Raw genomic sequence first — 18,824 nt, forward strand, 5'->3', positions numbered from 1 at the left:
TCTGCATTGATAATAACAGTGAATGGAATTATTATTCATATAACAATTTAATTAATGAAAAAAACAAGCAACGGAGCTGTCGGATAGATAGCTCCGTTTTGTTATGGTAAGGCGTGTTTTATCGCTGGCATGGTAACGAAGACAAAGAATAATCCGAAGGAAAGGAAGATGCAGTATGAAGGAAATAATCATGATAATCAGACCGGAGAAGCTTGAAGCCATGAAGAAGATATTAGATGAGATTAACTGTGGTGGTATGACACTTTCAACAGTAATGGGCTGTGGTACTCAGAAGGGTGCAACAGAGGATAAGGGTGTCAATGAGATAAAGGGTCTGAAGACAACCATTAATCTTCTCCCTAAGATAAGAGTTGAGGTGGTTGTAAATGATAAGGATGTTGAACCTATCATCATGAAAACCAGAGAAGCCTGTGCCACAGACCATGTAGGTGATGGTAAGATATTTGTCAGAAATATTGAAGAGGCTGTGAGAATACGAACAGGTGAGAGAGGACTCAAGGCATTATAGATTAATGTTAAGATGTTTGTTCAATGGTCGTGTCAAGTTTTGTATAAAACTTGACATGTAGCGTCAGTCCTTTGATGAGAGGAGGTACCCATGCATCGTAGATGCATATAAAATGGTACCGACGATATGCCGCCGAGAGATTGTGCCCATGCGTTGAAAACGCATATTTGAATGGCACAATCGACTTGCCGCCGAGTGTAAACGAGGGGGCGTTACCCATAATGGGAGGGGGCAATACCTATGAAGGCAAATTTTAATTGCTGATGTTCAATGATGAGAGGTGATCCTATGGAATATATAGTTGAACTTGACGGAGTTAATAAGGTATATGGCAAGAATCACGTCGTCAAGGATTTGGATTTAAAAGTTAAAGAGGGTGAATTCCTCACCCTGTTAGGCTCCTCCGGTTGCGGAAAGACAACAACTCTGAGGATGATAGCAGGATTTGAAGAGCCTACCACCGGAACCATAAAGGTGGAGGGGGAAGCCATAGAAGAGAAGGAACCATTTGAGAGAAATGTAAATACAGTATTTCAGACCTATGCGTTATTTCCCCATATGACTATAGCCGACAACATAGCATACGGCTTGAAAATTAAGAAGGTGCCAAAGGCGGAGATAAAGACCAGGGTTAAGGAAATGATAGATCTGGTACAGCTGTCAGGCTTTGAGAAGAGATATCCTTCACAGCTTTCCGGTGGACAGAAACAGAGAGTTGCCATAGCCAGGGCACTTATTAATAAACCAAGGGTACTGCTTCTCGATGAACCGCTGGGAGCACTTGATCTTAAGCTCAGAAAGCAAATGCAGCTTGAGCTTAAGCGATTACAGAGAAAGCTTAATATTACATTTATATATGTAACACACGATCAGGAGGAAGCCCTTACAATGAGCGACAGGATCGCCATCATGCATGACGGTATCCTGGATCAGCTTGGAACTCCGTCGGAGATATATGAGGCACCTAAGACGAAATTTGTTGCCACATTTATCGGCGAGACGAACATATTTGACGGAACCGTGGGATTCATAAATGGTGATGAGGTTCAGGTCACAGTTGAAAATGGCTTTATTACCGGCAAGGGTGATGACTTTAAATTCGGAGAGTATATCACAGTGTCTGTAAGACCTGAGAAGATGAAGTATTCCGAGACACCGGTGGAGGGCTTTGGTATCAAGGTTGTGGTTAAGGATTACATATATGTGGGTTCTGTTATCAAATGTATAGTAGTACTACCAAATGGTAATGAGCTTAAGATAGAGAGGTTGGCAGGTGAGAGTCTTCCGGAGATCGGAAGTGCCATATATCCATATTGGAACAAAGAGGACGCGGTTCTTATCCACAGCAGGGAGAACAGTATATTCGAGGCACTGGATAATGTAGTGCTTGCGTAGTGGGCTGGAAGCGTCAAATGACACATGAAAAAATGTCGCAGACATTATTACAAGTAATGGAGCACGCTATCACTTTGTGAGCCGTGCCAGTAATCAAAGAAGGTGAACAAATGGAACTGGGTGAAAGAAATGAAAAGCTTATCAAAAAACATAAATGGCGTTCCAATAATCTTCCGGCTATTGCCACTGTAGGCCCCGTGGCGTTGCTGTTGGTATTGCTTGTGGCTGTTCCACTTATATATGTGGCGGTTATGAGCTTCTGCACCACAGATCAGTATTATAATGTGGTATTCAGCTTCAGCCTGGATAATTACAAAAATCTCATGAGTGCGGATTATATGAAGATATACATACAGTCGATAGTTATAGCACTCCTTACAACCATCATTTGCATACTTGTAGGTTATCCGTTTTCTTATCTTATTGCAAGAACAAAGAGCAGATGGAAACAGCTTATGTATATGCTGGTTATCATTCCATTCTGGACAAATTCACTTATAAGGATATATGGCTGGAGAACATTCCTCGGAACAAAGGGATGGCTCAATACCATATTGCAGACCATCGGCATAACCGGCGGTCCCGTAGATTTCCTGTACAAACAGGGGACAACAGTGTTCGGTATGGTTTACTGTCTGATCCCATTTATGATATTGCCGCTTTATACATCCATAGAGAAGCTGGATGGCAGCCTGCTAGAGGCAGCAGCAGATCTTGGAGCAAAGCCCTTTAAGAGATTCCTTACAGTTGTGCTTCCCCTTACCTCCGGTGGTATATTCTCTGGATGTATCATGGTATTTATCCCATGTCTCGGATATTTCTTCGTGTCAAATATCCTTGGCGGAGGAAATTCAGATGTTATCGGAAATCTCATAGAGAGACAGTTTAAGAGTGGAAATAACTGGCCCCTTGGTGCGGCACTGTCCATCATATTGATAGTCATAACGCTGCTGCTTGTTAAGCTGTATCAGAAGATAGGCGGCGATATGGATGAACTGGGAGTATGAGGAAGCCCCCATGCATCGAAGATGCATATTGGAATGGGGCTGACGAAATGCCGCCGAACGAAGGTGAGGGGGCGATACAAGAGGAAGCCCCCATGCATCGAAGATGCATATTGGAATGGGGCTGACGAAATGCCGCCGAACGAAGGTGAGGGGGCGATACAAGAGGAAGCCCCCATGCATCGAAGATGCATATTGGAATGGGGCTGACGAAATGCCGCCGAGAGATTGTGCCCATGCGTTGAAAACGCATATTGTAATGGCACAATCGACTTGCCGCCGAGTGTAAACGAGGGGGCGTTACCCATAAGGTGAGGGGGCGATACAAGAGGAAGCCCCCATGCATCGAAGATGCATATTGGAATGGGGCTGACGTTCAACAGTAAGGGAGTGAATATATGAGCAGAAAATCAAAAATTATCGGAAGAAAAATTGTAAATACCATATTCATGATACTGGTGTATATATTCCTGTTTATGCCGATAGTAGTGGTGATCGTCAATTCCTTTAATGCCACCACCAGAAAGCCATATTTAACCTGGCAGGGATTTTCACTGGACTGGTATGTGAGATTATTTGAAAATAACGCACTGCTTACATCCTTCGGCAATACAATGATAATCGCCGTTGTAAGTACAGTGCTTGCCACAGCCATAGGAACTCTTGGAGCTGTGGGCATGTACAGATACAAATTTAAAGGAAAAGGAATTATAAATGCTCTTTTGTATATACCGGTAGTAATTCCTGAGATTGTACTTGGAATTTCACTTCTTACGGTATTTGCCAAGGCAAATGTTCCAAGAGGAATGCTGACACTGATACTTGCCCATGTAACCTTCTGTGTTCCATATGTAATATTCAATGTCCGTGCCAGGTTATCGGGATATGATAATTCGGTAGAGGAGGCCAGCATGGATCTGGGTGCCAACAGGATACAGACATTTTTCAGGGTAACACTTCCTATCCTGGCTCCGGGAATAGGTGGTGGTGCACTTCTGGCATTTACCCTTTCCATAGATGATGTTATCGTCAGCTACTTTGTAAATGGTCAGACAAAGACATATCCACTTAAGGTCATGGAGAGCATTAAGAGTGGTGTTTCTCCTGATGTAAATGCTCTTTCGGCACTGATACTGGTTGGTACGATTGTTCTGGTTGTCCTAACCCAGAGCAATCTGTTCAATAGAAAAAGAAAAAACTAATCATGTAATACCGGCTTATTCTGAATGGTACTCAGATGGTTAAATCGAAGATGTCAGGTGACATATGAAGAATAACAGGGCGCCAGTATTTTATGGGCCGGGCCAATATTAAAGGAGGTAGTAGTATGAAGAGATTTAGAAGATTTATAAGTATTGCCGCTGCAGGTGTTATGATGGTAGGGCTTCTTGGTGGCTGCGGAAGCAGCAAGAAGAATGACGCAGGAAAAAATGGTGAGATCAATGTGTTTGTATGGACAGAGTATGTGCCTGATTCAGTATTTGAAAAGTTCGAGGAAGAGACAGGTATCAAGGTAAATGTTTCAACCTACTCGTCAAATGAGGATATGCTTGCCAAGGTAAAATCAGAAACAGAGGGAACATACGACATAGTACTTCCAAGTGATTACACAGTTGAGCTGATGATAGAGCAGGGAATGCTGGAGGAGCTTGACCAGAGTAAGCTTACTAACCTGTCAAATATAAATGAAGCATATCTGGATCCATCCTACGATCCGGGAAATAAATATTCAGTTCCTTATCAGGGTGGTGTAGCTGCCATAGCAGTTAATACTTCAATGGTTGACAAGGATATTACAAGCTATGATGATCTTTTTGATCCATCTCTTAAGGGGGAGCTGGTTGTGTTGGATGACTACAGAGCAGTTATAGGCATGACTGCCAGAAGCATGGGCTACAGCATGAACGAGACGGATCCTGATAAGCTTGCTGAGATTGAGGATAAGCTTCTGACACTTAAGGATAATGTCGCTCTTTATGACTCAGACAGTCCTAAGAGTGCTCTTATATCCGGTGACTGTTCAGTTGGCATGATATGGGGTGCCGAGATTGCTCTTGCCATGGAAGAGGATCCTAATATCAAGGTAGTATATCCTGAGGAAGGACCATATGTATTCATGGATAACTGGTGTATCCTTAAGGGTTCAAAGAACTATGACAATGCCATGGAGTTCATCAACTTCATGTTAGACGCAGATACAGCCCAGATGGTATCTGAGGAGTTTCCATACCTCTGCCCTAACAAGGCTGCTGTAGAGGCAATGGGAGAGGAGTACAGTGGCAATATAGCAAAGAACCCACCGGAGGATGTTATTGCAGCCGGTGAAAGTGTAAAGAATCTGGACAACGATACACTTGCAATATACAACGATATGTGGACAAAGCTTAAGAAGTAACCATATAAATTAAGCAGCAAAATTCAGCCGTCTTAAATCATCGGATATTTAAGGCGGCTGAATTAATATGAAGGGTGTTCGATTGTCATGTAAGGTTTTGTATGAAAATTTGGCATGCAATGCAATCCTTTTTTGGAAGTCAAATTTTTTATTGGATGAAGGTTAATAGTGAGGAGGTTACTATAATGAAGATAGATTTCTTATATTTGAATGAAGAGGATATGATAAAGGCGGGAGTTATGGATCCTTCCGGTTGTATAAAGACAATGGAGGATACCATGTCACTGTTTGGCAAGAAGGATTTCCTTCTTGGTGGACCAAAGGGGGATGAGCACGGGCTCCAGATGAACTTTCCTCAGAAGTCTGACATAGAGGATTTTCCGTTAGACGATGGCCCCGACAGACGTTTTATGGCAATGCCGGCTTATCTGGGTGGAAGATTTCATATTGCAGGGCAGAAGTTTTATGGCTCCAACAGCCATAATTCAGCCCTTAAGCTGCCGAGATCTATTCTTATGGTCACACTTTCCGATGTGGATACGGGAGCACCTAAGGCGATTATGTCAGCTAATCTTTTGAGTGCCATGAGAACCGGTGCAATGCCTGCCATGTCTGCAAAGTATCTTGCCAGAAAGGATTCAAGGGTATTGTCCCTTATCGGCCCCGGAGTTATAAACAAATGTGCCCTTATGTGTTATATGGAGGTACTTCCGCACATTGAGAAGATAAAGCTTCGTGGCAGCTCTGTTAATTCAAGAACAGCTCTTGCCATGAAGGAATTTATAGAAGAGAAGTATCCACAGGTTAAGGAGATAGAGATATGTAGTACATTAAGAGAAGCCTGCGAGGACGCAGATGTGGTAAGTGAGGCAATGTCTGTAACCAAGGAGAACATGGAAGAATTTCATCTTGATTGGTTCAAGAAGGGGGCAACTGTATTCTCCATGGGATCATTCCTGTATCGTCAGTTTGATGATTTCCTTGGTACAAAGATGGTGGTTGACAACTATGGAATGTACGAGAAGTACATGAATAATTTCATTGCCAGAGGACCTGTGGATGCATTTGGAAATAAGCGTGAGTGGGTCATAATGGGTATCCATTTCGTACATCTGGTACAGACCGGCAAGGCGAAGCGGGAGGATGTAATAAATATCAGTGACATTGTAAATGGCATATCAATGGGACGTACAAGTGATGATGAGATTGTTATGTGCAGCATAGGCGGTATGCCGCTTGAGGATCTGTCCTGGGGCTATGACTGCTACCAGAAAGCCATGGAGCTTGGAATAGGTACGAAGCTTAACCTCTGGAATGAGCCGTATATGTACTAGGGGTGCGATTTTATACTTATATATAAGTATAAGTGGCAAAAAATAAGTACAATAATGGTGAGTAAATGTAATTGAATAAGTATCTGATAAGATTTATCATATATCCATAAATTAAATAAATCACAGATAAAAGGCAACGGAGCTTAATAAAAGTTTCGTTGCCTTTTGTTTAATGTAAGGATGTCGAAGACATCGTTACACTGCAACAGTCTTGCCGAAGGCAACTAAAAATGCTGTTGCTCAATTAATGTAAGGATGTCAAAGACATCGTTACACCGCAACAGCCTTGCCGAAGGCAACTAAAAATGCTGTTGCTCAATTAATGTAAGGATGTCGAAGACATCGTTACACCGCAACAGCCTTGCCGAAGGCAACTAAAAATGCTGTTGCTCAATTTATCGTTATTGATAAGGAGGAATGAATATGGCGTATCCGACAATAGATTTTTTGTTTTTAAGTGAAGAAGACATGATAAAAGCAGGTGTGAAGAACATGCCTGAGTGCATAGAAGCCATGGAAGAGGTGGTTAAGTGCTTAAACTCCGGTGACTATGTTATGGGCGGCGAAAATCATAATTCCCACGGAAGTCAGGTTTCATTTCCCAAGACATCACCATTTCCCAATATGCCTTTAGATGAAGGTGATGACAGAAGATTTATGGCAATGCCGGCATATATCGGTGGACCCTTTGATCTCATGGGAATGAAGTGGTACGGCTCCAACATGACAAATAAAGAAAAAGGACTTCCTAGATCCATCCTTACAGTAATGTTAAATGACAAGACCACAGGTGCTCCCCTTTGTCTCATGAGCGCGAATATATTAAGTGCCATGAGAACCGGAGCAATCCCGGGTGTGGGAATAAAATATCTGGTAAAGAAGGACGCTAAGGTGTGCGGAGTGTGCGGCCCCGGTGTTATGGGCAAGACATCACTTGAGGCCATCTTAACTATCTGTCCGGATATTGAGGAGATCAAGGTTAAGGGACGTAGTGAAAGATCTTTAAGTGCATTTGTAGAGTATGCAAAAGCAAAATATCCTGATGTGAAGAAAATATATGCTGTGGATACAGTAGAGGAGCTGGTGAGAGGTTCAGATGTTATCTCATTTGCAAATACCGGAGGAACAGACCCTTCCACATATCCATTTGTCAAGGGAGAATGGATAAAGCCCGGAGCTGTGATAGCTGCCTTAAGCTGCTTCGACATGGATAGCCGTGATATGGCGGAAACGGCAACACTGGTGGTTGACAACATGCAGCTCTACGATGCGTGGGCTGAGGAATTTCCTTATCCGTCCTTTGGGGCAAATAACATTATCGGCTCAAAGTTCACGGATATGGTACATGACGGAGTGATAACCAGAGATCAGATATACGATCTTGGGGATATCATATATGGCAAGAGACCGGGAAGAGTTTCAGATGATCAGATATTTATATTCTCCGTAGGCGGTATGCCGGTGGAGGATGTTGCCTGGGGCAGTATCTGCTACAACAAAGCTAAGGAACTGGGGCTTGGAACCAGCCTCAGATTATGGGATAAGCCGGATATGGCATAACAGAAAAGGAGGAAGCACCATGCATCGAAGATGCATTTGAAAATGGTGCTGACGAAATGCCGCCGAACGAATGTGAGGGGGCAATACAAAAAGGAGGAAGCACCATGGATACAAGAATTGCAGTTCATCCAATACTTGGAGAGACAACAAAGGGAAGAGAGATAAGCTTTACCTTTGACGGAAAAGAAATGACCGGATACGAAGGAGAACCAATAGCTGCAGCCCTTAAGGCGGCAGGGGTTATGATACACAGATACACCAAGAAGGAGCACAAGCCAAGAGGTATCTTCTGTGCCATAGGAAGATGTACTGACTGCGTTATGGTGGTAGACGGTGTGCCAAATGTAAGAACCTGTATCACCCCGTTAAAAGAAGGAATGGATGTAAGAACCCAGTATGGTGTCTCAGCAGAACCATTTGACAAGCAGTAATCAAAACCATCAAAAAGGAGCGTGTGTTATATGAAGCGATATGATTTGATAATAGTTGGTGCCGGACCTTCAGGCCTGTCTGCTGCAATAGAGGCAGCCAAGAGGGGAATGAAGACAATAATATTTGATGAAAATGAGAAGCCCGGAGGACAGCTCTTTAAACAGATACATAAATTCTTCGGATCAAAGGAGCATAAGGCTAAGATACGAGGCTTCGTGATCGGCGAGCAGCTCTTAAAGGAGGCCGACGAGGCAGGTGTTGAGGTTAAGCTTAATGCCACAGTTATAGGACTTTATCAGGATAAAGAGGTGGTGGTAAAGATTGGTGAAGAAATCTGCCACTATAAGGGAGACTCCATAATAATCGCTACCGGAGCCGCCGAGAACATGGTTACATTTCCGGGCTGGACTCTTCCGGGAGTTATCGGAGCCGGAGCCGCCCAGACAATGATGAACCTTCATGGTGTGAAGCCCGGACAGAAGATCCTTATGCTGGGCTCCGGAAATGTAGGTCTGGTTGTTTCTTTCCAGCTTCTCCAGTGCGGCTGTGATGTGGTTGCTCTCGTGGACGCTGCACCAAGGGTCGGTGGATACGGTGTACACGCAGCCAAGGTTGCAAGAACCGGAGTTCCTTTTTATCTGTCCCATACCATTGTCAAGGCAGAGGGGGAGGATAAGGTTACAGGCGTTACCATTGCAGAGGTGGACAGCAGTTTTAAATTTATCCCGGGAACGGAGAAGCACTTTGACGTGGATACCATTTGCCTGGCTGTGGGACTTTCACCTATGTCACAGCTTCTTAAGATGGCAGGCTGCGAGATGGAGGACAATCCAAAGCGTGGCGGACAGGTTCCTATCTGTGATGAAAATGGAAGAACCTCAATACCGGGTATATTTGTAGCAGGTGATGTGTCAGGAATCGAAGAGGCGTCAAGTGCCATGATAGAAGGAAGGATGGCAGGTATAACTGCTGCCGAATATCTTGGATACATGGACAAGGAAGAATTAGACAAGGGAATGGAAGAGCTTGATCATGCCTTAAACGGCTTGAGACAGGGCATGTTCGCGCCAAAGAACAGAGGAAAGAAGATCACAGAGACAGAGGAAGGAATACCGGTTTCTGAGAATCTTCTCACAAAGGGCTATGTGGCTGATGATGAGATCGAAAGATTTCCGGGTGTTACACATGCCAAGGGTATCCATCCTGTTATTGAATGTACGCAGAATATCCCATGTAACCCATGTCAGGATGCGTGCCCTAAGAAGTGTATAAGCATTGGTGAAAATATAACCTCACTTCCTACAGTGCCTCACGCGGAGGATTGTATAAATTGCGGAATGTGCGTTGCCTCCTGTTCAGGACAGGCGATATTCCTGGTGGATGAGGATTGTGGAGACGGTACTGCAACAGTCACATTGCCATATGAGTTTCTTCCGCTTCCGGAGCCGGGAACAAAGGGTGTAGGCCTTGGCAGGAGCGGACAGCCCGTATGCCAGGCTGAGGTTGTGTCGGTGAAGAGCCTTAAGGCATTTGACAAGACAAATCTACTTACCATGAGAGTTCCTAAGGAATACGCCATGAAGGCAAGATTTTTTAAGGCAGAATAAACCGGTAAGAGTTGATCATAGGCAGCATACAATGTCGGCTATACCGAGCAGGTAGATTTTTAATGGCTGACGTTTTACAGGAAGGGAGATGCATTTAATGAATAAGGTAAATGACAGATCAAGAGATATAGGACCATTTGTACCGGGACCGGATGACGATATGCTTATATGCAGATGTGAGGAGATCACTAAGGGTGAGATAAGAAAGGCAGTCCACGACGGCATGTGGACCATGACAGAGATCAGAAGGTACTTAAGAACAGGAATGGGACTCTGCCAGGGACAGACCTGTGGTAAGCTGGTCAAGGGAATAGTAGCAAGGGAGCTTGGAGTATCTCCGGCAGAGCTTGAGCCTGCCACATCAAGAGTTCCAATGAGACCTATAGAGATGTATATATTTGCAAATGAGGCAAAGGAGGCGGATGTCCATGAGTAATAATGCGGAAATTATCATAATCGGTGGAGGCATTATAGGTTGTGCAACAGCCTACTATCTTGCAAAAAATGGTGTTAAGGATGTAATAGTTCTTGAGGGATCTGACTTTATGGGTAACGGAGGCTCATCAAGAAACGGTGGTGGTGTAAGACAGTCCGGAAGAGATGTAAGAGAGCTGCCACTTGTAATGTACGGAATTAAAAATCTCTGGCCTCATCTTTCGGAGGAGCTGGAGGTTGACTGCGAATATCATCAGGACGGCAACCTTCGTCTTGGCAAGACAGAAGCCCACAAGGCAACTCTTACGAAGCTTGCTGACAATGCCAGAGGTGTAGGCCTTGATGTAAGAATGATAGATGGTGATGAGGTAAGACAGATAAATCCATATCTCTCCCACGAGGTTACATGTGCCAGCTGGTGTCCTACAGACGGACATGCAAATCCTCTGACCACAACCCTTGGCTTTTACAAGATGGCAAGGCAGCTTGGAGTGAGATTTATCACCGGTGAGCCGGTAGTATCTCTTGGAATGGTGAGGGGCAAGATCAGAAAGGTTGTAACCCCAAATAATATATATGAGGGTGAGAAGGTTCTGGTGGCAGCAGGCCTTGACAGCAGACCGATACTTACCAGTGTGGGCATTGATATCCCAATGACAAATTCTCTTCTTGAAGCTCTTGTCACTGAGGCAGAGCCTCACATGTTTGACCAGATGCTCGGTACTGCGGAGGCAGACTTCTACGGACATCAGACCAAGCATGGATCATTTGTGTTCGGTGGTTCTTCGGGCCTTGAAAGGTATAACAAGGATAATGGCACTCCTGTTACAAACAGCAAGACTGCTCCTTGTATATGCCGTGGTATCATGAAATATTTCCCTGACCTTGCAAAGGCTAAGATCGTAAGAACCTGGGCAGGCTGGATGGACGCTTCATCAGATGGTGTTCCGTCACTTGGTAAGGTAGATGAGGTGCCGGGACTTTATGTGGCATGTGCCTTTAACGGACATGGCTTCGGTATTGCTCCTGCTGCCGGTGAGCAGCTTGCAAAGCTCATGATAACCGGAACCACAGACATATCACTTGATGAACTCAGATATGACAGATACAAGGCAAAGATCTGATATTTTAAGAAATGCACCTGAGTGAATATAAGGGGCAACATAAAACAGGCAAATACCTAATGGCTGATGTCAGGTCATAGATGGATATATGATCTGGTGTAATATATTTGCTTATATGTAAGACGAGCTTGAGATAGGAGGAGATATCCGTGAACAATTTTACATTTTATATTCCCACAGATATAAGATTTGGAAGAAATCAGATACAGTGTCTTCCGGAGGAACTTGCAAAATACGGAAGGAAGGTTCTTCTGGTATATGGAGGCGGCAGTATCAAACGGAACGGAATTTACGATAAAGTATACGAGCTTTTAAAAGATTTTCAGGTGTTCGAGCTTAGCGGTATAGAGCCGAATCCTAAGCTTACATCAGTTGAAAAAGGCGCTGAGATATGTAAGAAAGAGGGCATTGAGGTTATACTTGCCGTGGGCGGCGGCAGTGTTATTGACGCCTCAAAGCATATTGCCTGTTCAGCCTGCTATGAGGGAGAACCATGGGATCTTGTCCTTGACAGAAGCAAGGTGAAGAAGGCACTGCCTATAGCAGTGGTGCTTACCATATGTGCCACCGGCTCAGAGATGAACTCCGGTGCAGTAATAAGCAACGAGAAAACCTGTGAGAAGCTGGAGATAAATACTCCTTTGCTTTATCCGAGACTTTCCATATGTGACCCAACATACCTTTACACTCTTCCCGATAGCCAGACTGCGGCAGGTACGGCAGATATAATCTCCCATATATTTGAACAGTATTTTCAGAAGAATGACGAAGCCTTTGTCACAGACAGAATTTCAGAGGCACTTCTTAAGACCTGTTTCAAATACGGTCCTGTTGCCATGAAGGATCCATGTAATTATGAGGCGAGATCAAATCTTATGTGGACCAGTACCCTGGCACTTAATCATCTCATAACAGTAGGCAAGGGTGGTGCCTGGTCAGTGCATCCTATAGAGCATGAGCTCAGTGCTTTTTATGATATTACCCATGGTGTGGGTCTTGCCATCCTCACCCCGGCGTGGATGAAATACGTGCTGTGCGATGAAACCGTGGACAGATTTGCCATGTACGGTAAGAATGTGTGGAACATAGATTGTGACGACAGATATGAAGCGGCAGATAAAGCCATAGAAAAGACAAAGGATTTCTTCGTATCCCTGGGACTTCCTGAGAAGTTAAGTGAAGTTGGTATCACAGAGGAGAAGTTCAAAGAGATGGCAGAGGAAGCCGTCAGAACCAGTGGCATAAAGACAAGAGCTTACTATCCGCTGGATGTGGAGGATGTAGTTAAGATATTTGAGATGTGCAGATAAGAACATCTAAGGTACTGATGGCGAGGGGCATCGGGAAGAACATTATGTCGGACATTGAGTTGACAGGGTATAGTATCATGTTTATGATATAAAATGTAAGAAATAGCAGAGACAGGAGCAACAGAAAATGTTTGAAGATAACTTGGTGCCTGAGATAACAATAGAAGAGCTGGCAGACATTCATCCCTCACTGTACAGACTTTGTGATGTGAGGGATGAAGTTTCGTTCAGATATGGTTCGATTCCGGGGGCTGTCTGTATGGAGAATATTCTTCAGATGGCAGAGGATGGAGAGCTGGACAAGAGCACAAGCTATGTGCTGTATTGCATGAAGGGCATAGATAGTCTTGGTATTGCCTATGCTTTAAGACGTCTGGGATATGATGCAGTGAGCCTGAAGGACGGATATAGTGAATGGCTTATGTCATCATATGACAGTGATAACGATGAGAAGCAGAAGGAAGTAGAGAAGAGCATAAGGAAGAAATTCCACAAGCAGCTCTTTACCAGATTCGCCAAGGGGATAAATGAGTACGATATGATCCAGGAAGGGGATAAGATCGCCGTATGTATATCCGGAGGTAAGGACTCCATGCTTATGGCGAAGCTCTTCCAGGAGTTGAAGAGGCACAATAAATTCCCGTTTGAACTGGTATTTCTGGTTATGGATCCGGGATACAGCGAGGTGAACCGTAAGGTAATTGAGAAGAATGCAAGAATGCTGGGTGTGCCAATTACAGTATTTGAAACAGAGATATTTGATGCAGTATATGAAGTTGAGAAGTCACCATGTTATCTGTGTGCCAGAATGAGACGAGGATATCTCTACAGCAAGGCCAAGGAGCTGGGCTGTAATAAGATAGCCTTAGGACATCATTACGATGATGTTATTGAAACTATTCTCATGGGTATGCTGTATGGAGCACAGGTTCAGACCATGATGCCGAAGCTTCATAGTACAAACTTTGAAGGGATGGAGCTCATCAGACCTATGTATCTGATCAGAGAGGACGACATAATAAAGTGGAGAGATTATAATAATCTGCACTTTATCCAGTGTGCATGCCATTTCACAGATACCTGTTCCTCATGCCGTGACGATGGCACGTCAGCTTCCAAACGAATGGAGACCAAGCAGATCATCGCCAGGATGAAGGAGTTTAATCCGTTTGTTGAGAGCAATATATTTAAGAGCGTCACCAATGTAAACTTAAGCACTATAATCCAGTATAAAGACAAGCAGGGAAATACACATAATTTCTTAGATGAGTATTAGAACGACGAATGCCCACCACAGTATGTTTATACCGTAGTGGGCATTTTTCTTACTTCCCCGTTTCTATAGCCTGCAGCTTACTAAAGCAATTATTCATCAAGAAATGTCTGTAGAACAGAAATCCAACAGTTGTAGTTATGATCTCTGTTACAGGGTATGTCATCCAGAACCAGCTTAGACCCAGTCTTGAGAACATCCAGCCAAGTGGCACGAAGAGAAATACCGTTCTTACAACAGTAAGCATTGAGCTTTTAAAGCTTTGTCCCACTGCCTGGAAGAATACCGGGAATATAAGTGAGGTTACCATAGGAATGAAGCTTATTCCTACGAAGCGGAAGCCCACTGTGCCGATATCTATAACAGCCCTGTTCGAGGTGAATACTGACAGCATAGGTCCCGGAATTATAACGAAGCACAGTGTTCCGAGAAACATCAGCGCCATGCCGAAGAGCACAGAGGTTGACAGGGTCTTTCTGCAGCGATGTATATTACCTGCTGCATAATTAAAGCTTATGACAGGAACTATGCAGGTCTGCATGGCACCAAGGGGAATAAAGAAAAAGGTCTGCCATTTATAGTAAAGTCCTAGGGCTGTAACCGCATCATCAGAGAATGTGGCAAGTATCAGGTTAAGTCCAAGTATGTAGAAGGTGTACGCTGACTGCATAAGAATATTTGGTATCCCCAGATGGAAGATATTTTTAATATACCTTGGATACACATGAATGGCAGGAGATCTGTAGAAGCCCCTCTTAAATACAATGACAGCAGCCACGATCTGACCGGCGACAGTTGATATTGCGGCACCGGCAATTCCAAGTCGTGGAAATAAACCTGCACCAAATATCAGTAATGGGTCAAGAATTATATTGGTTACTGCACCCGCTATCTGTGCATACATAGGTATGTTCATGTTGCCCTTTGACTGCAGGACCTTGGTCCATATGCTCTCAAAGAACAGACCGAAGCTGAATACGCACACAATACGTCCGTAAGTTATGACATCCTTTATGACTTCCGGAGAATCAGTGGACATTCTCGCATAGGCAGGCATTATGAACCAGCATACCACTGCGAATATCACCCACAGGGCAAATGCCAGGGGTGTCCCTACACCGGCATATTCATCTGCAGTTTTCTTTTCGCCAACACCAAGCCTTGCAGCCATTACAGTGTTTATGCCAACACCGGTTCCCACCGCCATGGCGATCATAAGCAACTGCAGCGGGTACACGATGGACAGGGCGGTAAGTCCCGAATCTGAAAATCTTCCTACAAAAAGACTGTCCACAATATTGTATAAAGCCTGAATAAGCTGGGCCAACATTACAGGTGGCGCCAGCTTAAAAAGTATCTTACTTATTTTCTCACTCTTAAAAAGTTCTGTTGAATCCATTTTCTGCCTCTATATCCGGTCATGTAAAAATCAATATCTGTATATCCTGTCAGATCAGGTTCCTTTGTTATTTGAATATCTGACCTGTAGATTTTAACGCAAGAGGGTCATTTCTTCAATAACCCAGTCAAAATATTCCATGTGATATTTTGTGCCACAGTATGGACATACATTCTGTCTTACTGCGTCGAAGCTGCCGCTCTTTAAAGGCAGAACCGTAGACTTCATGGTAAGACCTTTATTTTTAAGTCGGTTTTCCTGAAGCTTAAAAAAGTATGCAGTGTCACCATCGCAGCAGGAAGGATATTTTCCTGTTGTATTCCATTCATTTAATTCTTTGGCATATACATCATACATGCCCCTTGATTTGTCCCAGTAGGGAACAAAATCTCTGAATTTTTTACAGTCCCTGCTGTATTTTATAAAAAGCACTATTCCGATGATGCAGAGTATCACTCCTATGACCGGAAGCACAAGCTTTAAGTTGTTGTCCTCGTCTGTATTCTCAAATAAATAAGCGATACAGACAGTACCCGCTGCTGCAAGCACCAGTCCCCATGCCAGTGTCTTTGTGGCTGGCTCTTTAATGTCAAAATTTCTTTTTTTAGTTTTCATATCCGGAAAAATCCCCATAACACATTTCCCTTCTTTTTTTATATCAGACCATTAAATTGTGTGCGTAAGGTATCGCACATCACAATATGAGTAACACACCATGATGTAGATTCTAACATACTGTGTAACTTCATTTCAACAATGGTGATACAGCCACCATGATTGCCAGAAGAAACAGTATATATGTAAGATTAAATAATACTATGCCGAGAATTTTTATTCCCTTGTTCCGGCTTTTACACAGGGGAAACCTCTGCTGCACGTTCAGATAGTTTGAGCTTATGAGTGTTATGCCGATAAGCATGGCAAAACACAGTATCCTGTCAAATACCAGCTCTGCCGGAGAAACATTTTTAACTGTCATCTGGGTGCACAGGGAAAATGCGAGTATGTAGCCGGTGGTGGCAAGAAGCATTTTCCAGGGAATCAATGTCCTAAAGCCCGGTGGGAGAAGTCTGGCTTTATCCGGAGGAATATGCCGGGACAGATGCTTTCCGTCACGACACTCAATGATAGCCGACTTTAATTCGTAGGTACTGTTATATCTGAACTGGGATATGAGGTAAGTGCACTGGGCTATTACCGGCGCATATACGGTGGTGTCAGGGACTATGCCCAGTTCTTCAAAGGATATCTTCATAAGCTTGCCAATGCCGTATATATCTGTTCTTGTGGATGAGGCACCAAAACCATACTGCTCAGGAGCTGCGTAGCCCTCTGTACCCATAAGGATGGTGTCACAGGTCTCATCAGGTGAATACTGCTTTGAAGCATTGAAGTCAATAAGGAACACGCTGTCAGAAGAAGAAATGATGATATTTTGTGGCTTGATATCCCTGTGGATGAGTGGGGGAGTAAGATCGTGAAGTCTGCCCACAATGTCACACAATTCCAGAATATACCGTATAACATCATCCATGAGAAGCTTCTTTTCTGCAATAAGCTCCCAAAGACTAACGCCGGATATATATTCCTCTATCAGGGTAAGTTTGTTATCTTCCTCATAATAATCTATGACATTTGGTACGCCATTTATGGGATTATTTTTCAGTTGTTTGTAGACATCACTGTTATAAATTGATAATATCTTTTTGACATATATTTTGCCGGTTTCCCGGTGCCTGACCAGATATACATGATCAGAATCACCGATGCCGGCAAGGTTTTGGTAATAAGATATGGAGAGTCTTTTTTCTATATCCACAAGGGTGCCTCCTTTCAAGGCAGGTATAAAAATTCAATTGTAATATACTGCATGGATTAAACGGCAGACTGTAATCTGACCGACAAAAAATAACATATATATGTTACATTATAGGAGAGAATTGACGTAAATGGAAGAAAAAAGTACAAAGGAACTGTCAAATGTTCTGAAAAACACACATTTGTCAGGATTTAATAAATTTTGCAGGGATAATATGGACAGCCTTGATACAGATTCAAGGGCATTTTATACATACGTAAGGGAGCTGATGGCAGAGAAAGAAATTACCCAGCATCTTGTATTTATGCGGGCGGATATCCCGGAGCGGTATGGGTACAAATTACTGTCTGGGGAGCGGCGGACAAAGCAGAGGGATGTAATATTAAGGATATGCTACAGTGCGGAATTTACTCTCCCTGAGACCCAGAGGGCACTTAAGAAGTATGGAATGTCAGAGCTATATGCCAAGATACCCAGAGATGCTCTGATTATGATCGCGTTTAATGAGAGACCCGGAGATATAGAAACGGTAAATGAAGTCTTGATAAAAAACAATATGGAGCCTTTGAGAGCCAGTGGTCACCAGGAATAAGCGCTATAAAAGATAAGAATAACTGTACTGAGGATAGATACAATAAAAAACAATATAAGAATGATAAATTCCCCCTGTGGCGGGGAGAAACATTACCTTCGAATTATGCTAGAATCTTACTGGTTTCATTAATAAACATAAGGTAGGAGGAATTAAGTTTATGAAGGTATGGAAGCTGGTATCAGGAATTTTATCTATTGTTCTGTTTGTATTTGTAACCTTCCAGTCATGTGCGGCAGGAGTTGCCAATACCCTTTCTGAAAATGGTGAGGTGTCAGGCACCGCAGGAGTTATGGTGGCAATACTTATGCTGGCAGGTGGAATAGTATCCATCGCCACAAGAAAGTCAGAGAAGAAGGGTGGCAATGTTGCCCTTATAGTTTTATTTGGACTGGCTGCAGTTGTGGGACTTATGAACTACGGCAGTTATTCAGATCTGGTGATCTGGTCGGTATGGTGTATCATCAATGCGGTGCTGGCAGTGGTTGCCATCATAAGATCACGGGGATAATCGGTACTGTGGAGCACAAGGATACTGTAGCTAAGGACATGAACGGACAAAAAATCCCGGAGGATAAGCCTCCAGGATTTTTTTACATGTAATTTACCTGGCTCT

General features: G+C 43.5%; 18 protein-coding genes. 15 read left to right on the forward strand and 3 right to left on the reverse strand.

What is annotated here, in order from left to right:
- Window positions 1-175: 175 nt before the first annotated feature.
- From DXB54_RS05050 to DXB54_RS05110, 13 genes are all read left to right on the forward strand, one after another.
- Entirely contained in the window at window positions 176-529 is a 354-nt protein-coding gene (locus tag DXB54_RS05050) for a P-II family nitrogen regulator (RefSeq protein WP_021937753.1), read from the forward strand.
- Window positions 530-817: 288 nt separating this feature from the next.
- Complete coding sequence (locus tag DXB54_RS05055) at window positions 818-1,924, forward strand: ABC transporter ATP-binding protein (protein ID WP_118694414.1); 1,107 nt, start codon at window positions 818-820, stop codon at window positions 1,922-1,924.
- Between the two features lie 110 nt (window positions 1,925-2,034).
- Window positions 2,035-2,931, forward strand: coding sequence for an ABC transporter permease (locus tag DXB54_RS05060; protein WP_118694415.1), 897 nt, complete (start codon window positions 2,035-2,037; stop codon window positions 2,929-2,931).
- Between the two features lie 395 nt (window positions 2,932-3,326).
- Window positions 3,327-4,130, forward strand: coding sequence for an ABC transporter permease (locus tag DXB54_RS05065; protein WP_118694416.1), 804 nt, complete (start codon window positions 3,327-3,329; stop codon window positions 4,128-4,130).
- A 125-nt stretch (window positions 4,131-4,255) separates the two neighbouring features.
- Entirely contained in the window at window positions 4,256-5,323 is a 1,068-nt protein-coding gene (locus tag DXB54_RS05070) for an ABC transporter substrate-binding protein (RefSeq protein WP_158578179.1), read from the forward strand.
- A gap of 185 nt (window positions 5,324-5,508) precedes the next feature.
- Entirely contained in the window at window positions 5,509-6,657 is a 1,149-nt protein-coding gene (locus DXB54_RS05075; protein WP_243104741.1) for a tyramine oxidase subunit B, read from the forward strand.
- Between the two features lie 423 nt (window positions 6,658-7,080).
- A complete protein-coding gene (locus DXB54_RS05080; RefSeq protein WP_021937847.1) occupies window positions 7,081-8,217 on the forward strand; it encodes a tyramine oxidase subunit B in 1,137 nt (378 codons plus the stop codon).
- A 104-nt stretch (window positions 8,218-8,321) separates the two neighbouring features.
- Window positions 8,322-8,648: a (2Fe-2S)-binding protein gene (locus DXB54_RS05085; RefSeq protein WP_021937846.1), complete on the forward strand. Its 327-nt coding sequence runs from the start codon at window positions 8,322-8,324 to the stop codon at window positions 8,646-8,648.
- Window positions 8,649-8,678: 30 nt separating this feature from the next.
- Window positions 8,679-10,256 carry an FAD-dependent oxidoreductase gene (locus DXB54_RS05090; RefSeq protein WP_118694419.1) on the forward strand — a complete coding sequence of 526 codons (1,578 nt, stop codon included), beginning with the start codon at window positions 8,679-8,681 and terminating at the stop codon, window positions 10,254-10,256.
- A 97-nt stretch (window positions 10,257-10,353) separates the two neighbouring features.
- The gene (locus DXB54_RS05095; protein WP_021937844.1) at window positions 10,354-10,692 is read left to right on the forward strand and encodes a (2Fe-2S)-binding protein; all 339 of its coding nucleotides are present in this window, start codon (window positions 10,354-10,356) and stop codon (window positions 10,690-10,692) included.
- On the forward strand, window positions 10,685-11,815 hold the full coding sequence (locus DXB54_RS05100; protein ID WP_118694420.1) for an NAD(P)/FAD-dependent oxidoreductase: 1,131 nt from the start codon (window positions 10,685-10,687) through the stop codon (window positions 11,813-11,815). Before DXB54_RS05095 ends, DXB54_RS05100 begins: the two co-directional genes overlap by 8 nt.
- Window positions 11,816-11,964: 149 nt before the next feature.
- Entirely contained in the window at window positions 11,965-13,125 is a 1,161-nt protein-coding gene (locus tag DXB54_RS05105; protein ID WP_118694421.1) for an iron-containing alcohol dehydrogenase, read from the forward strand.
- 127 nt (window positions 13,126-13,252) lie between these two features.
- A complete protein-coding gene (locus DXB54_RS05110) occupies window positions 13,253-14,401 on the forward strand; it encodes an ATP-binding protein (RefSeq protein ID WP_118694422.1) in 1,149 nt (382 codons plus the stop codon).
- A 49-nt stretch (window positions 14,402-14,450) separates the two neighbouring features.
- Here DXB54_RS05110 and DXB54_RS05115 read toward each other — a convergent pair whose 3' ends face one another.
- The 3 genes from DXB54_RS05115 to DXB54_RS05125 form a co-directional block, all read right to left on the reverse strand.
- Window positions 14,451-15,797 carry an MATE family efflux transporter gene (locus tag DXB54_RS05115; protein ID WP_118694423.1) on the reverse strand — a complete coding sequence of 449 codons (1,347 nt, stop codon included), beginning with the start codon at window positions 15,795-15,797 and terminating at the stop codon, window positions 14,451-14,453.
- A 93-nt stretch (window positions 15,798-15,890) separates the two neighbouring features.
- Window positions 15,891-16,412: a hypothetical protein gene (locus DXB54_RS05120; protein ID WP_147361010.1), complete on the reverse strand. Its 522-nt coding sequence runs from the start codon at window positions 16,410-16,412 to the stop codon at window positions 15,891-15,893.
- Between the two features lie 130 nt (window positions 16,413-16,542).
- Window positions 16,543-17,616: a serine/threonine protein kinase gene (locus tag DXB54_RS05125; protein WP_158578181.1), complete on the reverse strand. Its 1,074-nt coding sequence runs from the start codon at window positions 17,614-17,616 to the stop codon at window positions 16,543-16,545.
- A gap of 130 nt (window positions 17,617-17,746) precedes the next feature.
- Between DXB54_RS05125 and DXB54_RS05130 the strand changes: the two genes are divergently transcribed.
- Window positions 17,747-18,208 carry a hypothetical protein gene (locus DXB54_RS05130; protein WP_118694426.1) on the forward strand — a complete coding sequence of 154 codons (462 nt, stop codon included), beginning with the start codon at window positions 17,747-17,749 and terminating at the stop codon, window positions 18,206-18,208.
- Window positions 18,209-18,368: 160 nt separating this feature from the next.
- A complete protein-coding gene (locus DXB54_RS05135; protein WP_118694427.1) occupies window positions 18,369-18,719 on the forward strand; it encodes a hypothetical protein in 351 nt (116 codons plus the stop codon).
- The last annotated feature ends 105 nt before the right edge of the window (window positions 18,720-18,824 follow it).

The organism is Coprococcus sp. OM04-5BH, assembly GCF_003482105.1.
In the GTDB taxonomy this organism is placed as follows: domain Bacteria; phylum Bacillota; class Clostridia; order Lachnospirales; family Lachnospiraceae; genus Coprococcus.

Coding starts and splice junctions, on each gene's coding strand:
- DXB54_RS05080 (WP_021937847.1), top strand. CDS start 7,081: ATGGCGTATCCGACAATAGATTTTTTGTTTTTAAGTGAAGAAGACATG.
- DXB54_RS05100 (WP_118694420.1), top strand. CDS start 10,685: ATGAGTAATAATGCGGAAATTATCATAATCGGTGGAGGCATTATAGGT.
- DXB54_RS05095 (WP_021937844.1), top strand. CDS start 10,354: ATGAATAAGGTAAATGACAGATCAAGAGATATAGGACCATTTGTACCG.
- DXB54_RS05085 (WP_021937846.1), top strand. CDS start 8,322: ATGGATACAAGAATTGCAGTTCATCCAATACTTGGAGAGACAACAAAG.
- DXB54_RS05090 (WP_118694419.1), top strand. CDS start 8,679: ATGAAGCGATATGATTTGATAATAGTTGGTGCCGGACCTTCAGGCCTG.
- DXB54_RS05135 (WP_118694427.1), top strand. CDS start 18,369: ATGAAGGTATGGAAGCTGGTATCAGGAATTTTATCTATTGTTCTGTTT.
- DXB54_RS05075 (WP_243104741.1), top strand. CDS start 5,509: ATGAAGATAGATTTCTTATATTTGAATGAAGAGGATATGATAAAGGCG.
- DXB54_RS05050 (WP_021937753.1), top strand. CDS start 176: ATGAAGGAAATAATCATGATAATCAGACCGGAGAAGCTTGAAGCCATG.
- DXB54_RS05130 (WP_118694426.1), top strand. CDS start 17,747: ATGGAAGAAAAAAGTACAAAGGAACTGTCAAATGTTCTGAAAAACACA.
- DXB54_RS05070 (WP_158578179.1), top strand. CDS start 4,256: ATGAAGAGATTTAGAAGATTTATAAGTATTGCCGCTGCAGGTGTTATG.
- DXB54_RS05110 (WP_118694422.1), top strand. CDS start 13,253: ATGTTTGAAGATAACTTGGTGCCTGAGATAACAATAGAAGAGCTGGCA.
- DXB54_RS05055 (WP_118694414.1), top strand. CDS start 818: ATGGAATATATAGTTGAACTTGACGGAGTTAATAAGGTATATGGCAAG.
- DXB54_RS05120 (WP_147361010.1), bottom strand. CDS start 16,412: ATGAAAACTAAAAAAAGAAATTTTGACATTAAAGAGCCAGCCACAAAG.
- DXB54_RS05060 (WP_118694415.1), top strand. CDS start 2,035: ATGGAACTGGGTGAAAGAAATGAAAAGCTTATCAAAAAACATAAATGG.
- DXB54_RS05065 (WP_118694416.1), top strand. CDS start 3,327: ATGAGCAGAAAATCAAAAATTATCGGAAGAAAAATTGTAAATACCATA.
- DXB54_RS05115 (WP_118694423.1), bottom strand. CDS start 15,797: ATGGATTCAACAGAACTTTTTAAGAGTGAGAAAATAAGTAAGATACTT.